Origin of the sequence: Nocardia sp. NPDC019323 (assembly GCF_044389845.1) — a bacterium.
Classification (GTDB): Bacteria; Actinomycetota; Actinomycetes; order Mycobacteriales; family Mycobacteriaceae; genus Nocardia; species Nocardia implantans.
Window position 1 is genome coordinate 254,216 of the sequence record NZ_JBIRYN010000006.1, and the last position, 18,778, is coordinate 272,993.

The 18,778-nt window shown below is 67.7% G+C and carries 13 protein-coding genes; 8 read left to right on the forward strand and 5 right to left on the reverse strand.

The features are described from left to right. Positions 1-83: 83 nt before the first annotated feature. From ACH49X_RS23315 to ACH49X_RS23325, 3 genes are all read left to right on the forward strand, one after another. On the forward strand, positions 84-1,619 hold the full coding sequence (locus ACH49X_RS23315) for a serine/threonine-protein kinase (protein ID WP_195080429.1): 1,536 nt from the start codon (positions 84-86) through the stop codon (positions 1,617-1,619). Positions 1,620-2,031: 412 nt separating this feature from the next. Continuing rightward, the gene (locus tag ACH49X_RS23320; protein ID WP_039795679.1) at positions 2,032-2,349 is read left to right on the forward strand and encodes a WXG100 family type VII secretion target; all 318 of its coding nucleotides are present in this window, start codon (positions 2,032-2,034) and stop codon (positions 2,347-2,349) included. A 36-nt stretch (positions 2,350-2,385) separates the two neighbouring features. Then, a complete protein-coding gene (locus ACH49X_RS23325; protein ID WP_039795677.1) occupies positions 2,386-2,688 on the forward strand; it encodes a WXG100 family type VII secretion target in 303 nt (100 codons plus the stop codon). A gap of 94 nt (positions 2,689-2,782) precedes the next feature. On the opposite strand, the gene ACH49X_RS23330 is transcribed toward ACH49X_RS23325, so the two are convergent. Continuing rightward, complete coding sequence (locus ACH49X_RS23330) at positions 2,783-4,210, reverse strand: type VII secretion-associated protein (protein ID WP_357106559.1); 1,428 nt, start codon at positions 4,208-4,210, stop codon at positions 2,783-2,785. Next, entirely contained in the window at positions 4,210-8,241 is a 4,032-nt protein-coding gene (gene eccCa, locus ACH49X_RS23335; RefSeq protein WP_195080427.1) for a type VII secretion protein EccCa, read from the reverse strand. The genes ACH49X_RS23330 and eccCa overlap by 1 nt, the downstream gene beginning before the upstream one ends. Before the next feature lie 171 nt (positions 8,242-8,412). Here eccCa and eccD point away from each other — a divergent pair, with 171 nt between their 5' ends. After that, positions 8,413-9,879, forward strand: coding sequence for a type VII secretion integral membrane protein EccD (gene eccD / locus ACH49X_RS23340; protein ID WP_357208723.1), 1,467 nt, complete (start codon positions 8,413-8,415; stop codon positions 9,877-9,879). 10 nt (positions 9,880-9,889) lie between these two features. Further along, positions 9,890-11,356 carry a type VII secretion-associated serine protease mycosin gene (gene mycP, locus ACH49X_RS23345; RefSeq protein WP_195080425.1) on the forward strand — a complete coding sequence of 489 codons (1,467 nt, stop codon included), beginning with the start codon at positions 9,890-9,892 and terminating at the stop codon, positions 11,354-11,356. A gap of 526 nt (positions 11,357-11,882) precedes the next feature. On the opposite strand, the gene eccB is transcribed toward mycP, so the two are convergent. After that, positions 11,883-13,376, reverse strand: a complete 1,494-nt coding sequence (gene eccB, locus ACH49X_RS23350) for a type VII secretion protein EccB (protein WP_195080424.1) — start codon at positions 13,374-13,376, stop codon at positions 11,883-11,885. 112 nt (positions 13,377-13,488) lie between these two features. Here eccB and eccE point away from each other — a divergent pair, with 112 nt between their 5' ends. After that, a complete protein-coding gene (gene eccE, locus ACH49X_RS23355; protein ID WP_357208722.1) occupies positions 13,489-15,132 on the forward strand; it encodes a type VII secretion protein EccE in 1,644 nt (547 codons plus the stop codon). Positions 15,133-15,310: 178 nt separating this feature from the next. Here the strand turns inward: eccE and ACH49X_RS23360 are convergent, their stop codons facing one another. Further along, entirely contained in the window at positions 15,311-15,871 is a 561-nt protein-coding gene (locus ACH49X_RS23360; RefSeq protein WP_357208721.1) for an NAD(P)H-dependent oxidoreductase, read from the reverse strand. Positions 15,872-16,442: 571 nt separating this feature from the next. Here ACH49X_RS23360 and ACH49X_RS23365 point away from each other — a divergent pair. Further along, positions 16,443-17,285, forward strand: coding sequence for an NAD(P)H-binding protein (locus ACH49X_RS23365; RefSeq protein WP_195080421.1), 843 nt, complete (start codon positions 16,443-16,445; stop codon positions 17,283-17,285). 169 nt (positions 17,286-17,454) lie between these two features. Here ACH49X_RS23365 and ACH49X_RS23370 read toward each other — a convergent pair whose 3' ends face one another. Beyond that, positions 17,455-18,264 (reverse strand): S-methyl-5'-thioadenosine phosphorylase, encoded by an 810-nt coding sequence (locus tag ACH49X_RS23370; protein WP_195080420.1) that lies wholly within the window; start codon positions 18,262-18,264, stop codon positions 17,455-17,457. 189 nt (positions 18,265-18,453) lie between these two features. Between ACH49X_RS23370 and ACH49X_RS23375 the strand changes: the two genes are divergently transcribed. After that, positions 18,454-18,777, forward strand: a complete 324-nt coding sequence (locus tag ACH49X_RS23375) for a metal-sensitive transcriptional regulator (RefSeq protein WP_195080419.1) — start codon at positions 18,454-18,456, stop codon at positions 18,775-18,777. Position 18,778: the final 1 nt, after the last annotated feature.

Genomic DNA, 18,778 nt, shown 5'->3' on the forward strand with positions numbered 1-18,778 from the left:
ATGCACCGGTTTCGTCGCGAATCCGGTCGAGTATGCTGCGTGGCGAACGCCAGCGGCCCGCGTGGAGTCAGGAGATCGTGCATATGGCGATGAGCCCGGGGACCATCGTCGGCGGGTACCGCATCATCCGTGTACTCGGCGCGGGCGGCATGGGCACGGTCTACCTGGCCAAACATCCCAGTCTGCCCAGAACCGACGCGCTGAAAGTGCTCGGCGGCGAACTCAGTCGCGACTACGAGTTCCGCACCCGCTTCGAGCGCGAAGCCAATCTGGCCGCCGGACTGGATCATCCGAACATCGTCTCGGTCTACAACCGCGGTGAAGAACAAGGCCAGTTGTGGATCGCCATGCAATACGTGGACGGTACCGATGCCTCCGCCGAACTCGCCCGCGACCCGCATGCGATGAATCCGCTTCGCGCACTGCGCATCACCACCGAAGTCGGCAAAGGCCTCGATTACGCGCACCGCAAGGGTCTGCTGCACCGCGACGTCAAACCGGCGAATTTCCTGCTGTCCACACCTGTCGACGGTGAAGAAGAACGCGTGCTGCTGACGGATTTCGGCGTGGCCAAGGCCAATGACGACACCACCGAACTCACGCAGACCGGCAGCTTCGTCGCGACCATCGCCTACGCACCGCCCGAGCAGCTCACCGGCGGCCCGCTCGACCATCGCGCCGACGTCTACAGCCTCGCGTGCTCGTTCTTCAAGTTGCTCACCGCGCGCAATCCTTACCCGGGAACGCAGCCCGCGCTGGTGATGATGGGGCATCTCCACGAACCCCCGCCGCTGGCCACCGCGGTCAATCCCGGCCTCCCCCAGGCCATCGATCATGTCTTCGCCCGCGCGATGGCGAAGAATCCCGCCGAAAGATTCAACAGCTGCCGGGAGTTCACCGATGCGGCGGCGAGCGCCCTCGTGCCCGGCTACAACCCCGTCGCCACCAACACTTCCCCCACCTATCCGATCCAGGTCTTGAATCCGCGGCCGGGGACCGATCCCCGCGTGGCCGTCTCCGGGCCGGCGAGCGCCGCCGCACGGCCCACGCGCAAGAACCGGCTGCTCGCCGCCGCCGCGGGCGTGGTGACCGTCGTGCTCGCCGCGGGGGTCGGCATTTGGGCACTCAACCGCGATGAGCCCGCATCCGGGCCCGCCGTCGCCACGCCGAGCAGCACGGCCGTCCTGTCGCCGCTGGACCGGGCGCGTGCGGACAATCCGGCGTTCCGGGGCAAGACGATCACGATGGTCGACGTGCCGCGTGGCTCGCAGATCTCGATCTTTCTCGGCGGCACACCGCAGACCGAGTTCCTGGAGGATCTCGGGTTCGTCTACAACCTCAACTACCGGCGGCAGGGCGAGGAGACATCGCCTCGCGAGCTGACCGGATCCACCCGGCTCGAAGTGGCGGCGGATGGCTACGTGCTGGCCGTGCGCAGCGACGAAAAAGCGGGCGGCGGTGGCCTGCTCGGCCTTCCGTACCAGGTCGCGGGTACCCGGGCCACGGTCATTCCACTGGACGATCCCGCGGCCGTCGCCGCGGTCCGCGACTGGAGCGAGTCGTCCCAGCAGACTCTGCTCGACCGCTTGGTGCCGGTGCTGCGCAATCGCGTGAAGTGATTCGGTCGCATCCGCTGAACGTAAGGGTTCGTGGGCTTTTCGAGTTCCGAGACCACTGGCCTTCGGCAATCTGCTGGTAGCGGCGGACTTAGGCGTTCGGTAAGGTGTACCGCAGCCAGCCCACTCGCCGATCATTACAGCAGCGAGCAGGGGGAAGGAGGGGAGCCGAGCGCTGGCGTTACAAGTCATGCAGACCCGGATCGCATCGTGGTCTTCCGAGCAGGCCCGTGCGCGGCCGCCGAAATCTACGGACGAGCCGGGCTGAGGGGCGCTGGGCGCTGATCCCGTGGGGCGATGCCGAACTTTTCTCGAGTCGGATGGAACCGATCAGACCCGCACCGCGTCCAACCAGATGTACAGGCCAACTGAGGCTTCCGCCGTTGGCCGAGACGGGAACCCGAAAGGAGCCGAAATGGCAGGACAGCTCGAAGCGAGCGAAGAGGCGATCTCGAAGTTTGTAGACAACTGCCGGCAGCGGCACCAGGATCTGCAGACCGCCATCACCGCACTGAACAGCAAGTCGGATCAGACCACCGCCACCTGGAGCGGTGCTGCCCGTCAGGCGTTCGACACGTTCATGGACAGCTACTTCGCCCAGGCGCGGAAGCTGAACGATCAGCTGGATCAGACGTCGGACAAGCTCGCCCACGCCGGCCGGAAGTTCGCCGATCAGGACCAGCAGTTCGCCCAGCAGGTGGCCGCGCAGGCCTCCAGCCTGGACCTTCCCTGATCCGACAGCCGAACCACAGACAACAAGGAGCTCCCCATGGTAGCGAACGACCCCGGTCGGATTGCTTCGAACTTCGGCGAGGTCGAGGCGGGCGCCCAGGCCATCGTGGCCGAGGCGCGCAGCGTCATGACCATGCTCGAAGATTTCCACAAGCAGGTCACCGACTTCGTGACCAACTACTGGAAGGGTGACGCGAACGACGCGTTCGCCTCGCTGCAGGCCCAGTGGAACACGCAGGTCACCCAGCTCAACACCACGCTGGAAAGCGCGGGCAAGCTGGTCAGCAGCGGCAACTCCGACCTGCAGGGCACCGACACCGCCTTGGCGGGCCTCTTCTGAGATCCCGTCTCGGCTGATTCGAGCCCCCGGTACTCGGTACCGGGGGCTCGAATCGTTCTGCGCCGCGGTGCGTTCGTTCAGGTGCTCGCGCCGGTTACGGGACGACGCGGACCGTATCTCCGAAATGCGAGCACGGGGCTTCCAATCGTCCCCAGTCGTCTCCCGCGTACTGGCAACCGATGCTGATCTGAATCCCGTACTCGAGCAAGACATGCCAGTGGACCGTTGATCCGTCTCCTGGATGTTCCAGATAGGCGAGTCCGGAGCGGCCGCCGAACATGACATCCTGCCGCAGGTCGGTCAGCACCCCCGGTGGGCGCTGCGCGATCTGTGCTTCCAATTTCGCCGCGACCTGTGCGTAACCGGACGACGCTGTCAGCGGCGCCTGCATCAGCGTGATCCGCTGCCGCGCAGCGGTTTCGGGTACCAGATCGACCCGAGCACGTCCCGTATCCGGCGACTGGGTGATGCGCCAGCCCGGAGGGACCCGGAAGCGGAGCCGTCCGAACGCCTCCGGCGCCGACTCGGCCGGTGGGGCGCCGGGCGGCGGCGCGGCGGTCGGTGACGCCACTTCCGGACTCGGCGCTGCGGCGATCTCGTCACCTCCGCGACCGGACAAGACGATCGCGCCGACGATCGTCAGGGCGACGACCACCACGGCCGTGAGCGCCATGAGCGCGATCCGCGCCGTGCTGTGCCGAGGCGGCCGTGCCGCGGCACGCTCGCGAAGCGGTCGCATCCACTCGGTCGGTGCGGCGGGTGTTTCGCGTGGCTCGGCCCCGCGCCCTCGGACCAGATCGGAACCGGCGACCGGGCGCAGTTCGGCATCGGCGCCGATGGCCTGCCGCACCGCCCCACGGATCAAGTCGACTTTCCCGGGGTCGCTGACACCCACCACCTGCACGAGGTCGATGGGTCCGGTATCGAGCACTCGAGTGAGCAGGCCGCACAGTTCGGCGAAACCCGTTGATTGGTCCGCTATTTCGGCCAACGCGAGCGTCGGCTCGTGCTCACAGGACTCGATGTGCACGCCGCGATGACTTCGGATGACCGCCGACGCAGTAGTGGCCAGCGTGCCGAATTCCAGTACCAGCGTCCGCCTGCTGTGGCTGGTGCCCTCGTCCGAGGCGACCGAACGGACCGCGATGTCCTCGAAAGCGACGTCCGAGGCGACGCGGCGTGCCGCCTGATCGAGCACGCCGCGACGGCCAGCGCCCCATTCGGTCGGACAGATCAACGTCATCCGGCCGCATGGGGTCGCGACACGAAGCTGCTCGAGCACACTCGCGAAAACCGCGCTCATCGCGTCCACCACCGAGGGTGTGCGAGGTGGCAGGGCTATGGCGTCGGCGGGCACGAACTGAACCGCCGACCCGACCTGGGTGGGCGGAGCCAGCGACTGCCCCACGACGAGATCGAAGCCATTGCTGCCCAGAACCACCGACGGCGGCGCGTCCCAGTGCGTGTCGGCGCCACGCGCCCAGATGCGCGCCTCGGTGACGACGAGCTCGACCTCGGACATCAGGGCGACGGCATCCACGCCGTCTGGACCAGGCCCTCGGCATTCCGAGTGACGTAGGTCCCTCGGCCCGGCGGCATCGGGCTCGGTCGCTTGGTGCCCATCAGGACGCCCTCGTCCTTGCTGCAGCTCAGGATGAGGCCGGCCGAGCCCAGATCGCGCATCCGCGCCAGCGTCGCCTCGAACATCGCCCTGCTCGCACCGCCCGAACGCCGGGCGATGATCACGTGGAAGCCGAGGTCGCGTGCGTGGGGCAGGTGCTCAAGCAGCGCTTGGACCGGATTGCCCGCGGAGGTGGCGACCAAGTCGTAATCGTCGACGATGACGTACAGCTCCGGCCCGCTCCACCACGACCGATCCCGCAACTGCTGCGGAGTGACGTCCGGGCCCGGCGTGCGCTTGCCGACATAGGCGGCCAGGTCGTTCATGTTCTGCGTGAACTGCGGCGCCGTGGAGCCATAGCCCGCGAGGTATCCCTCCGGAACCAGGCCGAGCATGCTGCGCCGGTAATCGCCGATGATGAAGCGAGCCTGATCGGGAGTGTTCGACGCGGCGATGCCCTCGATCAGCGAACGCAGCAGCGTCGTCTTTCCCGATTCCGTGTCACCGATGATGATGAAGTGCGGGCTCTCGACGAAGTCGATGTAGACCGGCGCGAGCTCGGACTCGTTGATGCCGAACGGGATACGCAGGCACTTCGCGTTCGGATCCACCTGCGACGGCCAATCGCCCGCCAGATACAGCAGTTGCTCGCGCGGAAGCTGCTCGGGCAGCATGCGAACCTGCGGCGCATGACGCCCCGGCGTGAGCCGGGCGATGGTCGCGACCGCGTCCGCGACGGCGTGCGTGAGGTCGGTCGGGTCGGAGCTGCCGTCGATGCGGGGCAAGCCGGTCAGCATGTGCAGGCACTCCGGGGTCATACCGCGGCCCGGCCGCCCTTGCGGAACCAGGGAAGCGAACTTGCGGCCCAAATCGGAGTCCATCGGATCACCCAGGCGCAACTCGATCCTGGTGCCGATCTGGTCCTTGAGCGCGGGCCGCGCCTCCGCCCAGCGGTTGAGCGCGATGACCACGTGCACGCCGTAGGACAGACCCTGGACGGCGAGATTCATGATGGTCTGCTCGAGCATCTCGAAGTCCTGACGGATCGAGCTGAAACCGTCGATCACCAGGAAGACGTCACCGAACGGATCCTCGTGCGCGCCCGCGGCGCCGGGGCTGCTGGCCGGGTCCATCGCGCGCAGCCTGCGGAAGTCGGCCATCGATTCGATGCCGAGCTGGCGGAAGCGCGCCTCGCGCTGCCGGACGATGGTGGTCATCTCCGCGATGGTGCGCCGGACCTGGTCCTCGTCCAACCGGCTTGCCACCGAGCCGACGTGCGGCAGCCCCTGCAGGCTCGCCAGGGTGCCGCCACCGAAGTCGAGGCAGTAGAACTGCACCTGTTCGGCGGTGTGCGTCAACGACATCGCCATGATGAGCGTGCGCAGCGCCGTCGACTTCCCGGACTGCGGGCCACCGACGATGGCGACATTGCCGCGTGCGCCGGACAGGTCGATGACCATCGGGTCGCGACGCTGGTCGTACGGGCGGTCGACGATGCCGATCGGGGCGCGCAGCGTGGACACCGCGGAGTACTCGCCGGTGAGGACGGAGCGTGGGACGAGCTGGTCGAGCGTGGGCGCCTCGTCCAGCGGCGGCAACCAGATCTCGTGCGCCGGGCGGCCGTGGCCGCGGATCCGGGAGACCAGCATGTTCAGGTTGGACAGTTGCTCGCCGTCCTCGTCCTGTTCCGGTTCCAGGCTCGGTTCGGGCGGCAGCGGGACGCGGTCCGCGGGCCGGAAGTCGACATGGGTCGCGGTGAACGGCCGCGCCCTGACGTCGATTTCCCCCGACTGCGTTGCCACGGTCATGTCACGCTGCGAGCCACCGCCGACATACGGGCCGGAGACATAGGAAGCCTGGAAGCGCTGGATCTCTCCGGAATCGGCCTTCAGATAGCCGCCACCCGGGTGGTTCGGCAGGTTGTAGGCGTCGGGCACACCGAGCACCTGACGGGATTCGTTGGCGGAGAACGTCTTCAGGCCGATGCGGTAGGACAGGTGCGATTCCAGGCCCTTGAGCTTGCCTTCCTCCAACCGCTGCGAGGCGAGCAGCAGATGCACGTGCAGCGAGCGGCCGAGGCGGCCGATCATGACGAACAGCTCGGCGAAATCGGGGTGCTGGGTGAGCAGTTCGGAGAACTCGTCGAGCACCACGAACAAGGCCGGCAGCGGATCCAGATCGGCGCCTGCGGCCCTGGCCTTCTCGTACTCCAAGACGTTGGCGAAGTTGCCCGCCGCCCGCAGCACTTCCTGCCGGCGGTTCATCTCACCGGCCAGGGCGTCCTTCATGCGGTCGACGAGGTCGGCCTCTTCCTCCAGGTTCGTGATGACGGCCGCGACGTGCGGAACACCTTCCAGGCCGAGGAACGTCGCGCCGCCCTTGAAGTCGACCAGCACCAGGTTCAACTGGTCGGGCGAGTGCGTGGCCAGCAGGCTGAGCACCAGGGTGCGCAGGAACTCCGATTTACCGGATCCGGTGGCGCCGATGCACAGACCGTGCGGGCCCATGCCGTTCTCGGCGGCCTCCTTGATATCCAGTTCCACCGGGAGGCCGTCGGCGCCGACACCGAACGGGACGCGAAGGCGTTCCCGTCCGTAGCGCGGCCGCCACGCGTGCTCCGGGTTGAAGGTGCCGATATCCCCGAGACCCATCAGCTGCGCCCAGCTCGAGATCACCTCGGCGTCGTCGTTCTCCGCGTCGCTGCTGCGCTGCGTGGCGGCACGGTAGGGGGCGAGTCTGCGCGCCACCTGCTGCGCCTGCTCGGGGCTGATCCGGTCGATCAGCGCGAACCGCTCCTGATTGCCGGTGGCGCCGCGGCCGACGCACTCGCCGTTCTCGACGATCATCTTGATGCCACGGGACACCGCGAGGCGCGGCGCGTAGCCGCACAGGTCGATGATGGTGACGCCCTCGTAGCCGGATTCGCGCAGCTGATCGTCCTCGGCCTCGAGCAGACCGCCGTCGACCACGATGACGATGTGCACCATGTTCGCGTTGGCGGGCTGGTTGCGGGAGTACCTGACCCGGTTGCCGAGCAGCGGATGCAGTCCGGCCATCGCCTCCCGGATCGAGCCGTAGAACATGCGCTGGGTGCCGATGCCGTCCTGTGCGTCGGGATGCTGGGTGTGCGGGAGCCACTTGGTCCACTCCCACTCCGGCGCGGTGTCCGGACCGCAGACGACCGCGACGAGCACTTGGTCCGGCGCCTGGAACATGCACAGCTGCACCAGCATCGCGCGCGTCATGTCGCGCGCCTGGGCGCGGTCGCCGTCCAGCGCGATGGTGGCGAAGCCCTTGACCGCGATGGCGGTCGGCAGATCCGGCACGGTGGAGTGGGCGCGCACGAAACGGCGCAGGGAGACCGCGGCGATCGGTTCGAGCTCCTCGACCGGACCGGTCTCCGGGGCCACCAGCCTGGTGGCGAGGCGCTGGCCGCCCAGACCGATGCGGGCGTGGCAGAAGTCCTTGTCCCCCGCGCGGCGCTCCCACATGCGGCTGGTGCCCGCGAGCATCCAGACCAGTTCGGGCTCCGGGTGGCTCCATTCGACGGAAGCTCGTTGCTGGGCGGCGGTCTCGTTGACGTCCTTGCGCACCTGGTCGAGGTAACGCAGGTAGTCCTTGCGGTCCTCGTTGGCCTCCGCGGCCTTCTGTCCTTTGCCCCCGCCCTGGCCCGCGAACATGCCGACCATCGAGAACAGCATCATGATCGGGAACATCATGCTCATCGGGTTGGAGGCGATGCCGCCACCCTGGGTGAACATCAGGGCCATCATGCCGACCATGCCGATCACCATCACGACCGGCATGAGTTTGAGCACCAGATTTCCCGGTGTGACCCGGGGGATTTCGGGCGGCGGCTGCAGCGTGACCTCGCCGCCGGGCGTACGGGGCATCTCGCGGCGCGCACGGCGCTGGAAGCGGACAGTGCTCATCGACGAGATTCCCCCTTCGGCCAGCTGTGATTCGGCCTCAGTGTAGAGGTCACAACCGACATGTCGTACAGTTCGACCAGCATTCTGCTGCCCGGACCGAGGGTTCGCAAGCTCGCCCCAGGCCCCGCCGTGCCGTGGAATCACCAGGTAGAAGACGGAGTTGGGGGAAGTTTGACGCACGCGCGGCTCGACCACATCGACGAAGAATCCTCGCGCGGCATCGTCCGCGCTCCCGACCTCGCCCGGGTGACGATTCTGGCCAAGCACACGCAGGTCGACATGGCCATACCGGTCGACGTGCCGGTCGCCCTGGTGATTCCGAGCGTGGTCGACATGGTCGCCCAGCACAGCCGCACCAACGACTTCGACAACGAGGGCGAGCGTTACGAACCCGCGGAATGGGTGCTCGCCCGGATCGGCCATCCGCCGTTCTCCAATTCGCTCAGCCTCGGCGAGCACGGCGTCCGCGACGGCGAACTGCTGATGCTGGAGAGCGCATCGCACACCGCGCCGACCCCGCTGTTCGACGACATCATGTACAACGTCGCGATCGCCGACACCGACCATTACCGCAGCTGGACCCCTCGGGTCGCGCGGATCACCGGCTCGGTGCTCGCGGCGCTCACCATGATCGTCGGTTGTCTCGGGCTGCTGCTGTCCCCCGGCTCGCTGCCGATCGGGGTCGGCGGCTCGATCGCGCTGGTGGTCGCGATCCTTCTCGTCGTCACCGCGATGGTGCTGAGCAGGATGTACGGCGACAACGGCACCGCGCTCGTGCTCGGCGGCTGCGCACTGCCCGCCGCGTTCAGCGCGGGCATGCTCTATGTGCCCGACGATTACGGCTGGGCGCACATCCTGCTCGGATCGGTCCTGGCCGGAGCGACCGCGATTCTGGCGTGGCGGGTCACCGGCGTCGGCCTCGCGTTGTTCATCGGCGGCGCCGCGCTCGCCACCTACGCCGTGCCCGCGGCGCTGGTCGGCCTGCTCACCGACCAGCCGGAGCGGGCGATCGGCGCGGGCGCGGCGGCGCTCGGCCTCGGCGGCCTTTCCCTGGCCCCGCGCGTGTCCATGCTGCTGGCGAAACTGCCGCTGCCGCCGGTGCCTTCGCCCGGCACCCCCATCGATCCGACCGAGGACGATCCCGACGATCACCGCGCACTGCCGACCATGGAGGTGCTGCGGGTGAAGTCGGAGCGGGCCCGCATGTACCTGGCGGGCCTGGTCGCGGCGACCACGCTGGTCACCGTCATCGGCGCGCTCGGCGCCACCGACCCGACGTCCGACGACCCGTACTGGCCCGGCATCGCGCTCGCCTTGGTCTGCGCGGTGGTGCTGATGTTCCGCAGTCGCACCTACGCGGGCGCCGAACAGGCCGTCGTGCTCATCGCAGGCGGCGCGGGCATCGTGCTGATCATGCTGGTCGGCGCCGGTTTCGCGATGCACCAGCCGCTGGCCGTCTTCGGCGCGGCCATGGCGGTCCTGGTCGCGGCGCTGATCCTCGGCATCATCGTCCCCAACCAGTCGGCCACCCCACCCATGCGGCGCGGCGTCGAACTGCTCGAGTACACGTTCGTCGCCGCGGTACTGCCCCTGGTCTTCTGGGTGGCGGACCTCTACTCCATCGTCCGCGGGCTGTGAGTTCACAGCGATGAGTTCCGAACAGCTGATCGCCAGTGGCTTCCGAGCGGTTCGGTTGGGCACGGCAGTCTGCGTGTTGGCGCTCGGCGTCTCCGTCGGCGCAACGGCCGCAATCCCGCCTGCGCAAGCGGAGAAACCCACCGTGAGCCCGAATACGCCACCGCCAGCGGGCGAGCCGGCCGCTCCACCGGACAAGACCGAGCGGGCATCAAATACCCCGTGCGTCAGTACCGGCTCGGGAGGCAACGGGCCCTCGATTCCCGAGCCGCAACGCTCCCTCGACCTGCAGCATGCCTGGGGATTCTCGAAGGGCGCAGGTCAACTCGTGGCGGTCATCGACACCGGCGTCGCCCGCCATCCGCGCCTGCCGGGGTTGATCGCGGGCGGCGACTATGTGAGCAATAGTGACGGAACCGAGGACTGCGATGCGCATGGAACGTTGGTCGCGGGGCTGATTGCGGCGACGGAGGTCGACGGCCAAGGCTTCTCCGGGGTCGCACCGGCGGCCCGAATTCTCACGATCCGCCAGACCAGCAGGCTGTACCAGCAGGAGGGAGCGAATCGGGACAAAGGACCGGATGCGCTGCCCCAGGGATACGGCACCACTCGAACCATGGCATCGGCGATCCGTCGCGCGGCGGACATGGGAGCAACCGTCATCAATATCTCCGAAGTCGCGTGCAAGCCGATCTCCGAGCCTTTTGAAGACACCGAGCTCGGCGCCGCGGTCCGGTACGCCGCGATCGAGAAGGACGTGGTCGTGGTAGCGGCAGCAGGTAACAGCAGCGAAAGCGCTGACAGCTGCAAGGGCAACAACGCGATCATCGATCCGCTCGACCCCACCGCGGATCCGTGGGGCAAAGTCGACCTGAACGTGTCGCCCGCCCGCTATGACGACTACGTGCTCGCCGTCGGTTCCATCAACGGGAACGGGCAGCCGTCGACGTTCACAGTGCCCGGACCATGGCTTGGTGTGGCGGCGCCCGGCGAGAACATCACCTCCCTCGATCCACTGTTCAATGATCCGAACAGCAAAGGAACCGCGGTTCAACTCGGCAGCGTCCAGCAATCAGGGAAGCTCGGTCCGATTCAGGGCACCAGTTTTGCGACCCCGTTGGTTTCCGGGGTGGCCGCCCTGGTGCGAGCCCGTTTCCCGGAGCTGAGTGCGCTGGAGGTCATCAAGCGCATCGAGGCGACCGCCCATGCCCCTGCGGAGGGCTGGAATCCATACATCGGTTACGGCGCTGTCGATCCGGTCGCCGCCTTAACCGCCGAAGTACCGAAAACTCTCCCGCCAAAGCGCCCAGCAGCAGCTTCGAGTGTGCAATTGCGGGTTCCTTCGCCGACTCCACCGCCCGACCATCGCGCACGAAATGTAGCGCTGATCGGCAGCGGCAGCGTCGCGGTACTACTGGTGCTGGGCATGCTCGCCTCGTTTCCGATCCGCCGCCGATTCGGCGTCCGCGAAGACGAGTGACCCGCCAGACACGGTTGTAGGCCCGTCATAGGACGGGCCTACAACCGTTCGAGTCACAGGGCGTGATCGCGGATAAGAGTTGGGCCTCCAGAACAAGCCTTAGGATTTGGTCTCCACCCATTCCCACGGCTCGCAGTAGAAAGTAACCCCGGGTGCAGTCGAACCCTCGTTACTACGCCGGTATTCGGCGTTTCGCTTCGCCGCTTCCTTCTCACATGCGTCTGGGCTGCTGTACTTGGCAATCGGGTCCGCGTACGCCTGCCCTGCATTGAGCGCGCAGACTCCTCCGACAATGGCAACTGATGCAGCGAATGACGCCAGTGCCGAAACTCTTCTATTCATGCGAAACCCTTCCCAGATCCGCCGTCCAGCAGCTGCTGCGCGGCTACGGCGACGAACACGAATGGCGATTCTTGTCCGTCGGAGGGATTGGACGGCACATGAGCGACTCCGGTTCCCGTCGAACGAAATTCGATAGGAAACCTGTGTCACACGCCTGGTGGAGGTGTCGGCATCCGCCAGTCGATCATTTCGCCGAGGCCACCGGCTGCTTTGCGGGGGCGGAATCCGGAGCGACGCCGTCGTGGGCGATCATGGCGGCCTCGCGGCTCAGGGTGGGGCCGCTTGCGAGCAGACCGACGATCGGCCAGGGGGCGGGTTCCGGCGTCACGTCCGATTCCTTGTCCATGCCGAGTGCTTTCGCGGCCTCGACGTCCTTGATGCCGAAGCGGACACCGGTGTCGGCGATGTAGAACATACTGTCCTTACGGCGGCTGTCCGGTTCGATGCCGGTGCTCTGGACAAACGCGCCGGAGCCCGGTTTGAAGTACACGGAGTCCACCTTGTCTCCCTTGCCATCGGCTTGGGCGAGCGGAACCAGCTTGGCGCTGCTGGACATCGGCAGGTCGCTGCCATCGATGACAGTGAGTTCCGCACGCAGGGCAACGTCGGCATTGCCCGCGACTCCCGGGATGGGCTTCCAGGACAAGCAGCTCACCGGTCGCGCCTTGGGCTCGATCACGGTCGGTGCGACATCGGGGTAGGAGTCGACCTTCAGCGCTTTCGAAGGCGGCGCATTGTTTGCCTCGTAGTCTCCGATGGCGGTGCCGTGATCCGGGTTGCGTTGGGAACTGCGGATGACTTCGGCTGTGAATGCACTGATGGGCTGCAAGCCGTCGTGCAGGATGACGAAGTTCTGGTTCGACTTGCCGGTCATCTGCACGACGGTGCCGATCCGCAGGCCGTTGATCGAGTAGCCGGACGGCTGCCCACCCGGATCATCGATCTTCGGCGGCACGATCGCGTCCACCTCCGGGATCGCGTTCAGCAAGCCTTCACTGATCGGGCGCGGCGTCATGCCACGGATTCCCAACGGTCCGGTGACCGCCGGTTCGTTCATATCCACGCGAGCGCGCGTCTTGTTCCAGATGAGGTAGGTCGCTTCCTTACCCTTCACCAGCAGCGCCTTGTCCTTGCCCATCGCCGCCGCCTTGTCGCCGAGTTCCAGATCGCCGACGAGAACGGAGGTGCTGCGGTCATCGGTGCCGTCGGTCTTCAACGAATCACACACCGTCCAAGCGCGCCCCTTGCCCTCCTTGTCGAGGGGCAGCGAGGCGGGAGCGCCTGGGATGCCGATCAATTGGCCGCGGGGCTTCTTTCCGAGCTCGGATTCCTTCACGGTGGCGGGCTTGGCGGCCTCACCCGCGGCAAGGCGGGCGGAGGCGAGGTTGAGGGCCGGGTGCACCACGTCGTCGATCACCACGTAGACGGCGCCGGAGTCCTTGCCGATCAGGATCTTGTTGTCGTCGCCGATCTTGCCCTGCGGCCGCAGCAACGCGAGCACACCGCAACCGGCCAGTGCCACACACGCCAGGATCAGACCGGCCGCGTATGCGCGGGACTGGGAACGCATGGGGTCGTGCAGCATTCGCACATCCCGGCGCACCAGGGCGTGCTCCATCCGCCGGACCAGAAAGCGGTAGCCGCTGACCTGCCAGCGAGTGGTGGGTTTTGAAGGCATTATTCCTCCCCCGAACAGTGCTCACGTTCGCCGAACACAGTACAGTTCCCGGGGACTCTTGTTCAGCTCGGCCGCGGCGAACCGGCCGATATCGGGTACTTGGGGGACGACGATGGCGGAACCGGCAGGCGCGGGACCACGACCGCTGCTCGGGCGCATCTCGATGCAGAACCTGCTGATCGCCCAGCTCATCGGGCTGACCGTCGGAGTCGTCGCGCTGTTGGCCGGCCTCCCGGGACTTCTCGCGCTCGGCGTGGCGGTGGTCGTCGCGCTGATTCCACTGATCCCCGTCGCCGGACGCACTTTGCTGGACTGGGCCGCCACCTGGTGGCGCTACCTCACGCATCGTGACTACGAACTCGGCGACACCGTCGACTTCCGCGGCGCCGACGGACGTTCGCTCGGCCTCTACTGGGACGGCAGCCGCGTGGTGACGGTGGTCGAGGTGCTGCCCCCGCCCGGCGGGCTGACCAGGATCGCCCGCACCACGGTGCACGCCTCGCATCTGCTCCCGCTGGCCGAGCTGGCGAAAGGCCTGAACCAGCACGACATCCTGCTCAGCGGCATCGACATCATCAGCCACGGGCATCGCAGCCGTTCCGGCACTCCCGCGGGCAAGATCTACGAATCGTTGCTCGGCCCGCTGCCCGCCACCGCGCACCGCACGGTGTGGCTGGCGATCAGCTTCGACGCGGTGGCCTGCCCGGAGGCGGCGGCGCGGCGCGGCGGTGGCGCGGAAGGAGCGTCGCGCGCGGTCACCATCGCCACCCAGCGCATCATGCGCACGCTCGAGGACGCCGATTGCAACGCCCGCATCCTCACCGCGCCGGAGATCCGCAAGGCGGTCCTGCAGATCACCGGCGGCTACGATCCGCGCACGCTCGAACACAGCTGGCGTTACGCCGAAATCGGCAACAGCGTGAACATCGGCAGCGCGATCGATCCCAAGCGACTCGAATCCGACCTGCTCGCCCAGCTCTGGGTGGCGCCGTCGCGCGGAACCACGGTGGCGGTGCGGCTGCGCCCCGGTAGTTCCGCCGACACGGTGAGCATCGGCGCGGCTTGGCGGCTGACCGCACGCGAATTGCCGGAGCGGTCCGAGCTGCCTGGCATGATCTCGATGAACGGACGCCACCGCGACGGGCTGCTGGCCCATCTGCCGCTGGCCGTTCCCGGCGTGGACGACACCGTCCCGATGATCGAGCACCTGATCGATGTCGTCGACGATCTGCACCTACCTTCCTCCGGCTGCGGCCAGCTGATCGGCTCGGACGACGAAGGCAACGGCGTTGCGGTCCGCATCGTCGGCGCGGGCATATCCACGGTGTACGTCGCCGGCGAGCTGTATCTGGCGCAGCAACTGGTCTTCCGGGCGCTCGCGGTCGGCGAACGGATCCTCATCCGTACCGACCGGGCACGGGCCTGGGAGAACCTCGTCACCACCATCGGCAATCCGGAGCGCTTGACCATCGCGGTCGAAACCCACCAGTCCGACGCGGGTTTCACCGCGACGGTCGTGGACGGGGTGCTCGCACCGGCCCCGCACGCCGGCGTCACCACCATCTACGTCACGGGTGATCCGATGGGCTGGCCCGCCAGCCGTCCCGACCTGGCCATCCACCAGCCAGGCGCGATCGGCAACCACGTGGTGCTGCGCACCGGCACGGCGCAGGTCGACCTCACGCTGGTATCTATTCCCAGTGAGGCCACCTACATCGGCCAGCCGCGCGGCCGACGGGCGATGCAACCGCAGTAGCGCAGCCGCTGAGTCACGTCGATTTCGACATCGGCTCGCTGGCCCCGAGAGCGAAGCCTGCGCAATCGGTGGCCACGTGGTGCTGAGCATCAGAAGCGCGCAGGTCGTCCTGACACCGAGGCCGATCCCGGCGAGGCCGTCGACACCGCCCACCCACCCGTCCGGCGCCCAAGCGGAGCTAGCCGGGATATGGATCGGTCGTCCTCGCGGTTCGCAAAGTACGTGCCCACCAGGCCAATTGACGCAGCATGCGTTCCGCCGCGTCGATGGCGGCGCCGTCGCGGGTCTCGCCCGTCTCGTCGAAGCGCTTCTTCGCCTGATGGAAGCTGACCGTTTCACGAACCGACACCATATGGATCTCGGCGACCACTTGGCGCAACTGCTCCACCGCACGCAAACCACCGGAAAGACCGCCATAGGAGACGAAGGCGATGGGTTTGGCGCGCCATTCGTGCTTCGCGGTGTCGAAAGCCGTCTTCAGCGACGCCGGATAGCCGTGGTTGTACTCCGAGGTGACGACGACGAACGCGTCGGCGTCCCGCAATCGCGCGCGATAGGCGGCGGTCTCGTCGTTCTCGGTGAGTTCGACCGGCAACGGCGTGTGCGCGAGATCTATGACACCCGTGTCGAATTCGGTCCGGGCACGCACGGTACGCAGGAACCATTCCGCGACCACCGGCGCGAACCGCTCCGGACGCACACTGGCCACGATGACCTCGAGCCGCAACGGGGTTTCCACCGCGCGAGCCTAACTCGGGACCTGACGGCAACCGCGTACCGGCACGCTCCGCAGCATCGGGAAACTCAGCGACGACTTCCCGCCGTTGAGGAGTGCCCGACCTGAGAGCCCCGGATACTCTGAGCCCTACAAGACAACCCGTTCGCGTCACCGCGATCCGATCCGACGTCACAATCTCGAATCCAGGCCTGCCGAAACAACAATGGACGGCAAGCACTGAAGACGGAAGGCATGGCCTACACGCAACAGCATCCGCCGTTCGCGGCCGGGCTCGCGTCCGGGCGACCGCCGCGTAAGCGACGAAGGGGCAAGCGACCGCCGTGGCAAGCCGCACACCGTCCACCTCCACTGCGCGCCTGGTGCTGAGTTCCGCTACCAACGCGCCCAGCGCACCGCAACCACGTCTTTCGAGCGAAGCGAGACCGAGCATCCGCCGTTCGCGGCCCGGCTCGCGTGTGCGCGGCCGCCGCGTAGGCGACGAAGGAGCAAGCGGCGGTCGCGCACACGCGAGCCACAAAGGGGCCGCGAACACGCCGCGACGCAGTCGCGGCAAATCGAACACGGAGAAGAAATGATCTTGGTAACCGGCGCCACCGGCAACGTCGGCGCGGAACTGGTACGGACCCTCAGCGGATCGGGCGAGCAGGTGCGGGCGCTGGTGCGCGATCCGGCCAAGGCGGTGCTCCCACCCGGCGCCGAGCCCGTCACCGGTGATCTGAACCGCCCGGAGACGCTGGCCGACGCGCTCGACGGCGTGGACGGCATGTTCCTGCTCCCCGGCTACAACGACTTGCCGGGGCTGCTGAACCTCGCGAACAAGGCTGGGGTCCGCCGGGTCGCGCTGCTCTCCGGCGGCTCCGCCGCGCTGCGCGACATGGACAACGCCGTCTCGCGCTACATGACGCTGTCCGAGGACGCAGTGCGCGCATCCGAGCTGAGCTGGACTTTCCTGCGGCCGCGGTCGTTCATGTCGAACGCGCTGCGCTGGTTGCCGCAGCTCGCCGCGGGCGACGTCGTCCGTGTGCAATTCCCCGGTGTCCGGGTCGGCGCGATCGACCCCGCCGACATCGCGGCGGTCGCGGCCGCCGCGCTCACCCGGGACGGGCTGGAAGGGCGAGTGCTCGAACTCACCGGCCCGCAGGCACTGCGACCGGCGGAGCAGGTCGCGGTACTCGCCGCGGTGCTGAACCGGCCGCTGGTGGCGCATGAGCTCGACGACCAGGAGACCGAGGCCGAGTTGGCGGCCACCATGCCGCGGGAGTACGTGGACGCGTTTCTCAGCTTTTTCGTCGAGGGCACGTTGGACGAGGCGACGCTCTATCCGACCGTCGAGCAGGTGACCGGCCGACCTCCGCGGACTTTCGAGCAGTGGGCGACGGCTCACGCCGACGCGTTCGCGCCGCGGCCGAGCTGAGCGACATCCGGCCATCCGAGTTCGGATCAGTCGGTCGCCGCCTACTCGGCCGTGCCCGGCGCGGTCGTTCCCCCTTTCCGCGGTCCGCGCGGGAACGCCGGGCGTCAGCGAGCTCGGCGGGCTTCACCGCAGCGGGCTCCCGCTGCGGTGGCCGGCCCTCGGATAGGACTCAGGGCAGCTCGAACGGCAGCGACACTCCCGCGTGGACTCGGCACCGGTCGCAGGTGTCGGTGCCGTCCACCGCGGCCACCGCGCGGCGGATGAGCTCTTTGAAGGGCGTCAAGTTGCGTTTGAACTCGGCGAAGACGTCGACGGCTCGCACTCCATCGCCCTCCTCCAGACCTGCGTCCAGATCCGTGACGAGCGCGACGGCGGCGTAGCACATCTCGAGTTCGCGAGCGAGCACCGCCTCCGGGTGACCGGTCATGTTCACCAGCTCCCAGCCTTGCGCGGCGAACCACCGGCTCTCGGCGCGGGTGGAAAAGCGCGGGCCCTCGACGACGACCATCGTGCCTGCGTGCATCATGTGCAGTTCGTCGGACTGGGCCTTGATGGCGGCGGCGCGCAGTTCCTCGCAATACGGGTCGGCGAAGGACACGTGGATGCCGCCGCCGTCGAAGTAGGTTTGCGGACGGCCGGAGGTCCGGTCGACCAGCTGATCCGGCACCGCGACCGTGCCGGGCCCCCAGTCCGCGCGCAGGCTGCCGACGGCGCAGGGCGCGAAGATCCGGCGCACGCCCAGCGAGCGCAGCGCCCAGAGGTTGGCCCGGTAGGGCAAGGTATGCGGCGCGAATTCGTGGTTCTTGCCGTGGCGAGGCAGGAACGCCACCGGCCGCCCTTCCACCTCTCCGACGGCGATGCCCGCGCTCGGTGCGCCATAGGGGGTCTCGACCTCGACGATGGTCGCCTCGTTGTCGAAGAAATCGTAGAAGCCGCTGCCGCCGATGACGGCGAGCGCGGGCCGGGGGTGCGAACTCATACCCCAATTGTCTCGTCCCGCGATGGCCGTCGCGCGCCGGGATCCGCGTTACCCTGCTTTCCGGCGACGCATGGCCGACTACGGACCGTCGCGGCGGATCGCCCACGATCTGACAAGACCCCGCGCGAGATGTACCCTAGGGGGGTATTGAACCGGTTCCGGCGACCGGCAGGCAGCGAGGAGACATCGGTGGCAGCTTCCCCCCACGACAACACGGCGGCCGACCACGCCGGGCACGGCTACATCACCGCCAAGGACGACTACCTCAAGCGGCTGCGGCGCATCGAGGGCCAGGCGCGCGGTCTGCAGCGGATGGTCGAGGAGGAGAAGTACTGCATCGACATCCTCACCCAGGTCTCCGCCATGACCAAAGCGTTGCAAGCGGTGGCGATGGGCCTGCTCGAGGACCACATCAGCCACTGCGTGGTGGACGCGGCGGTCGCGGGCGGCCCCGAAGCCGAGGCCAAGATCAAGGAAGCCACCGACGCCATCGCCCGCCTGGTCCGCTCCTGAC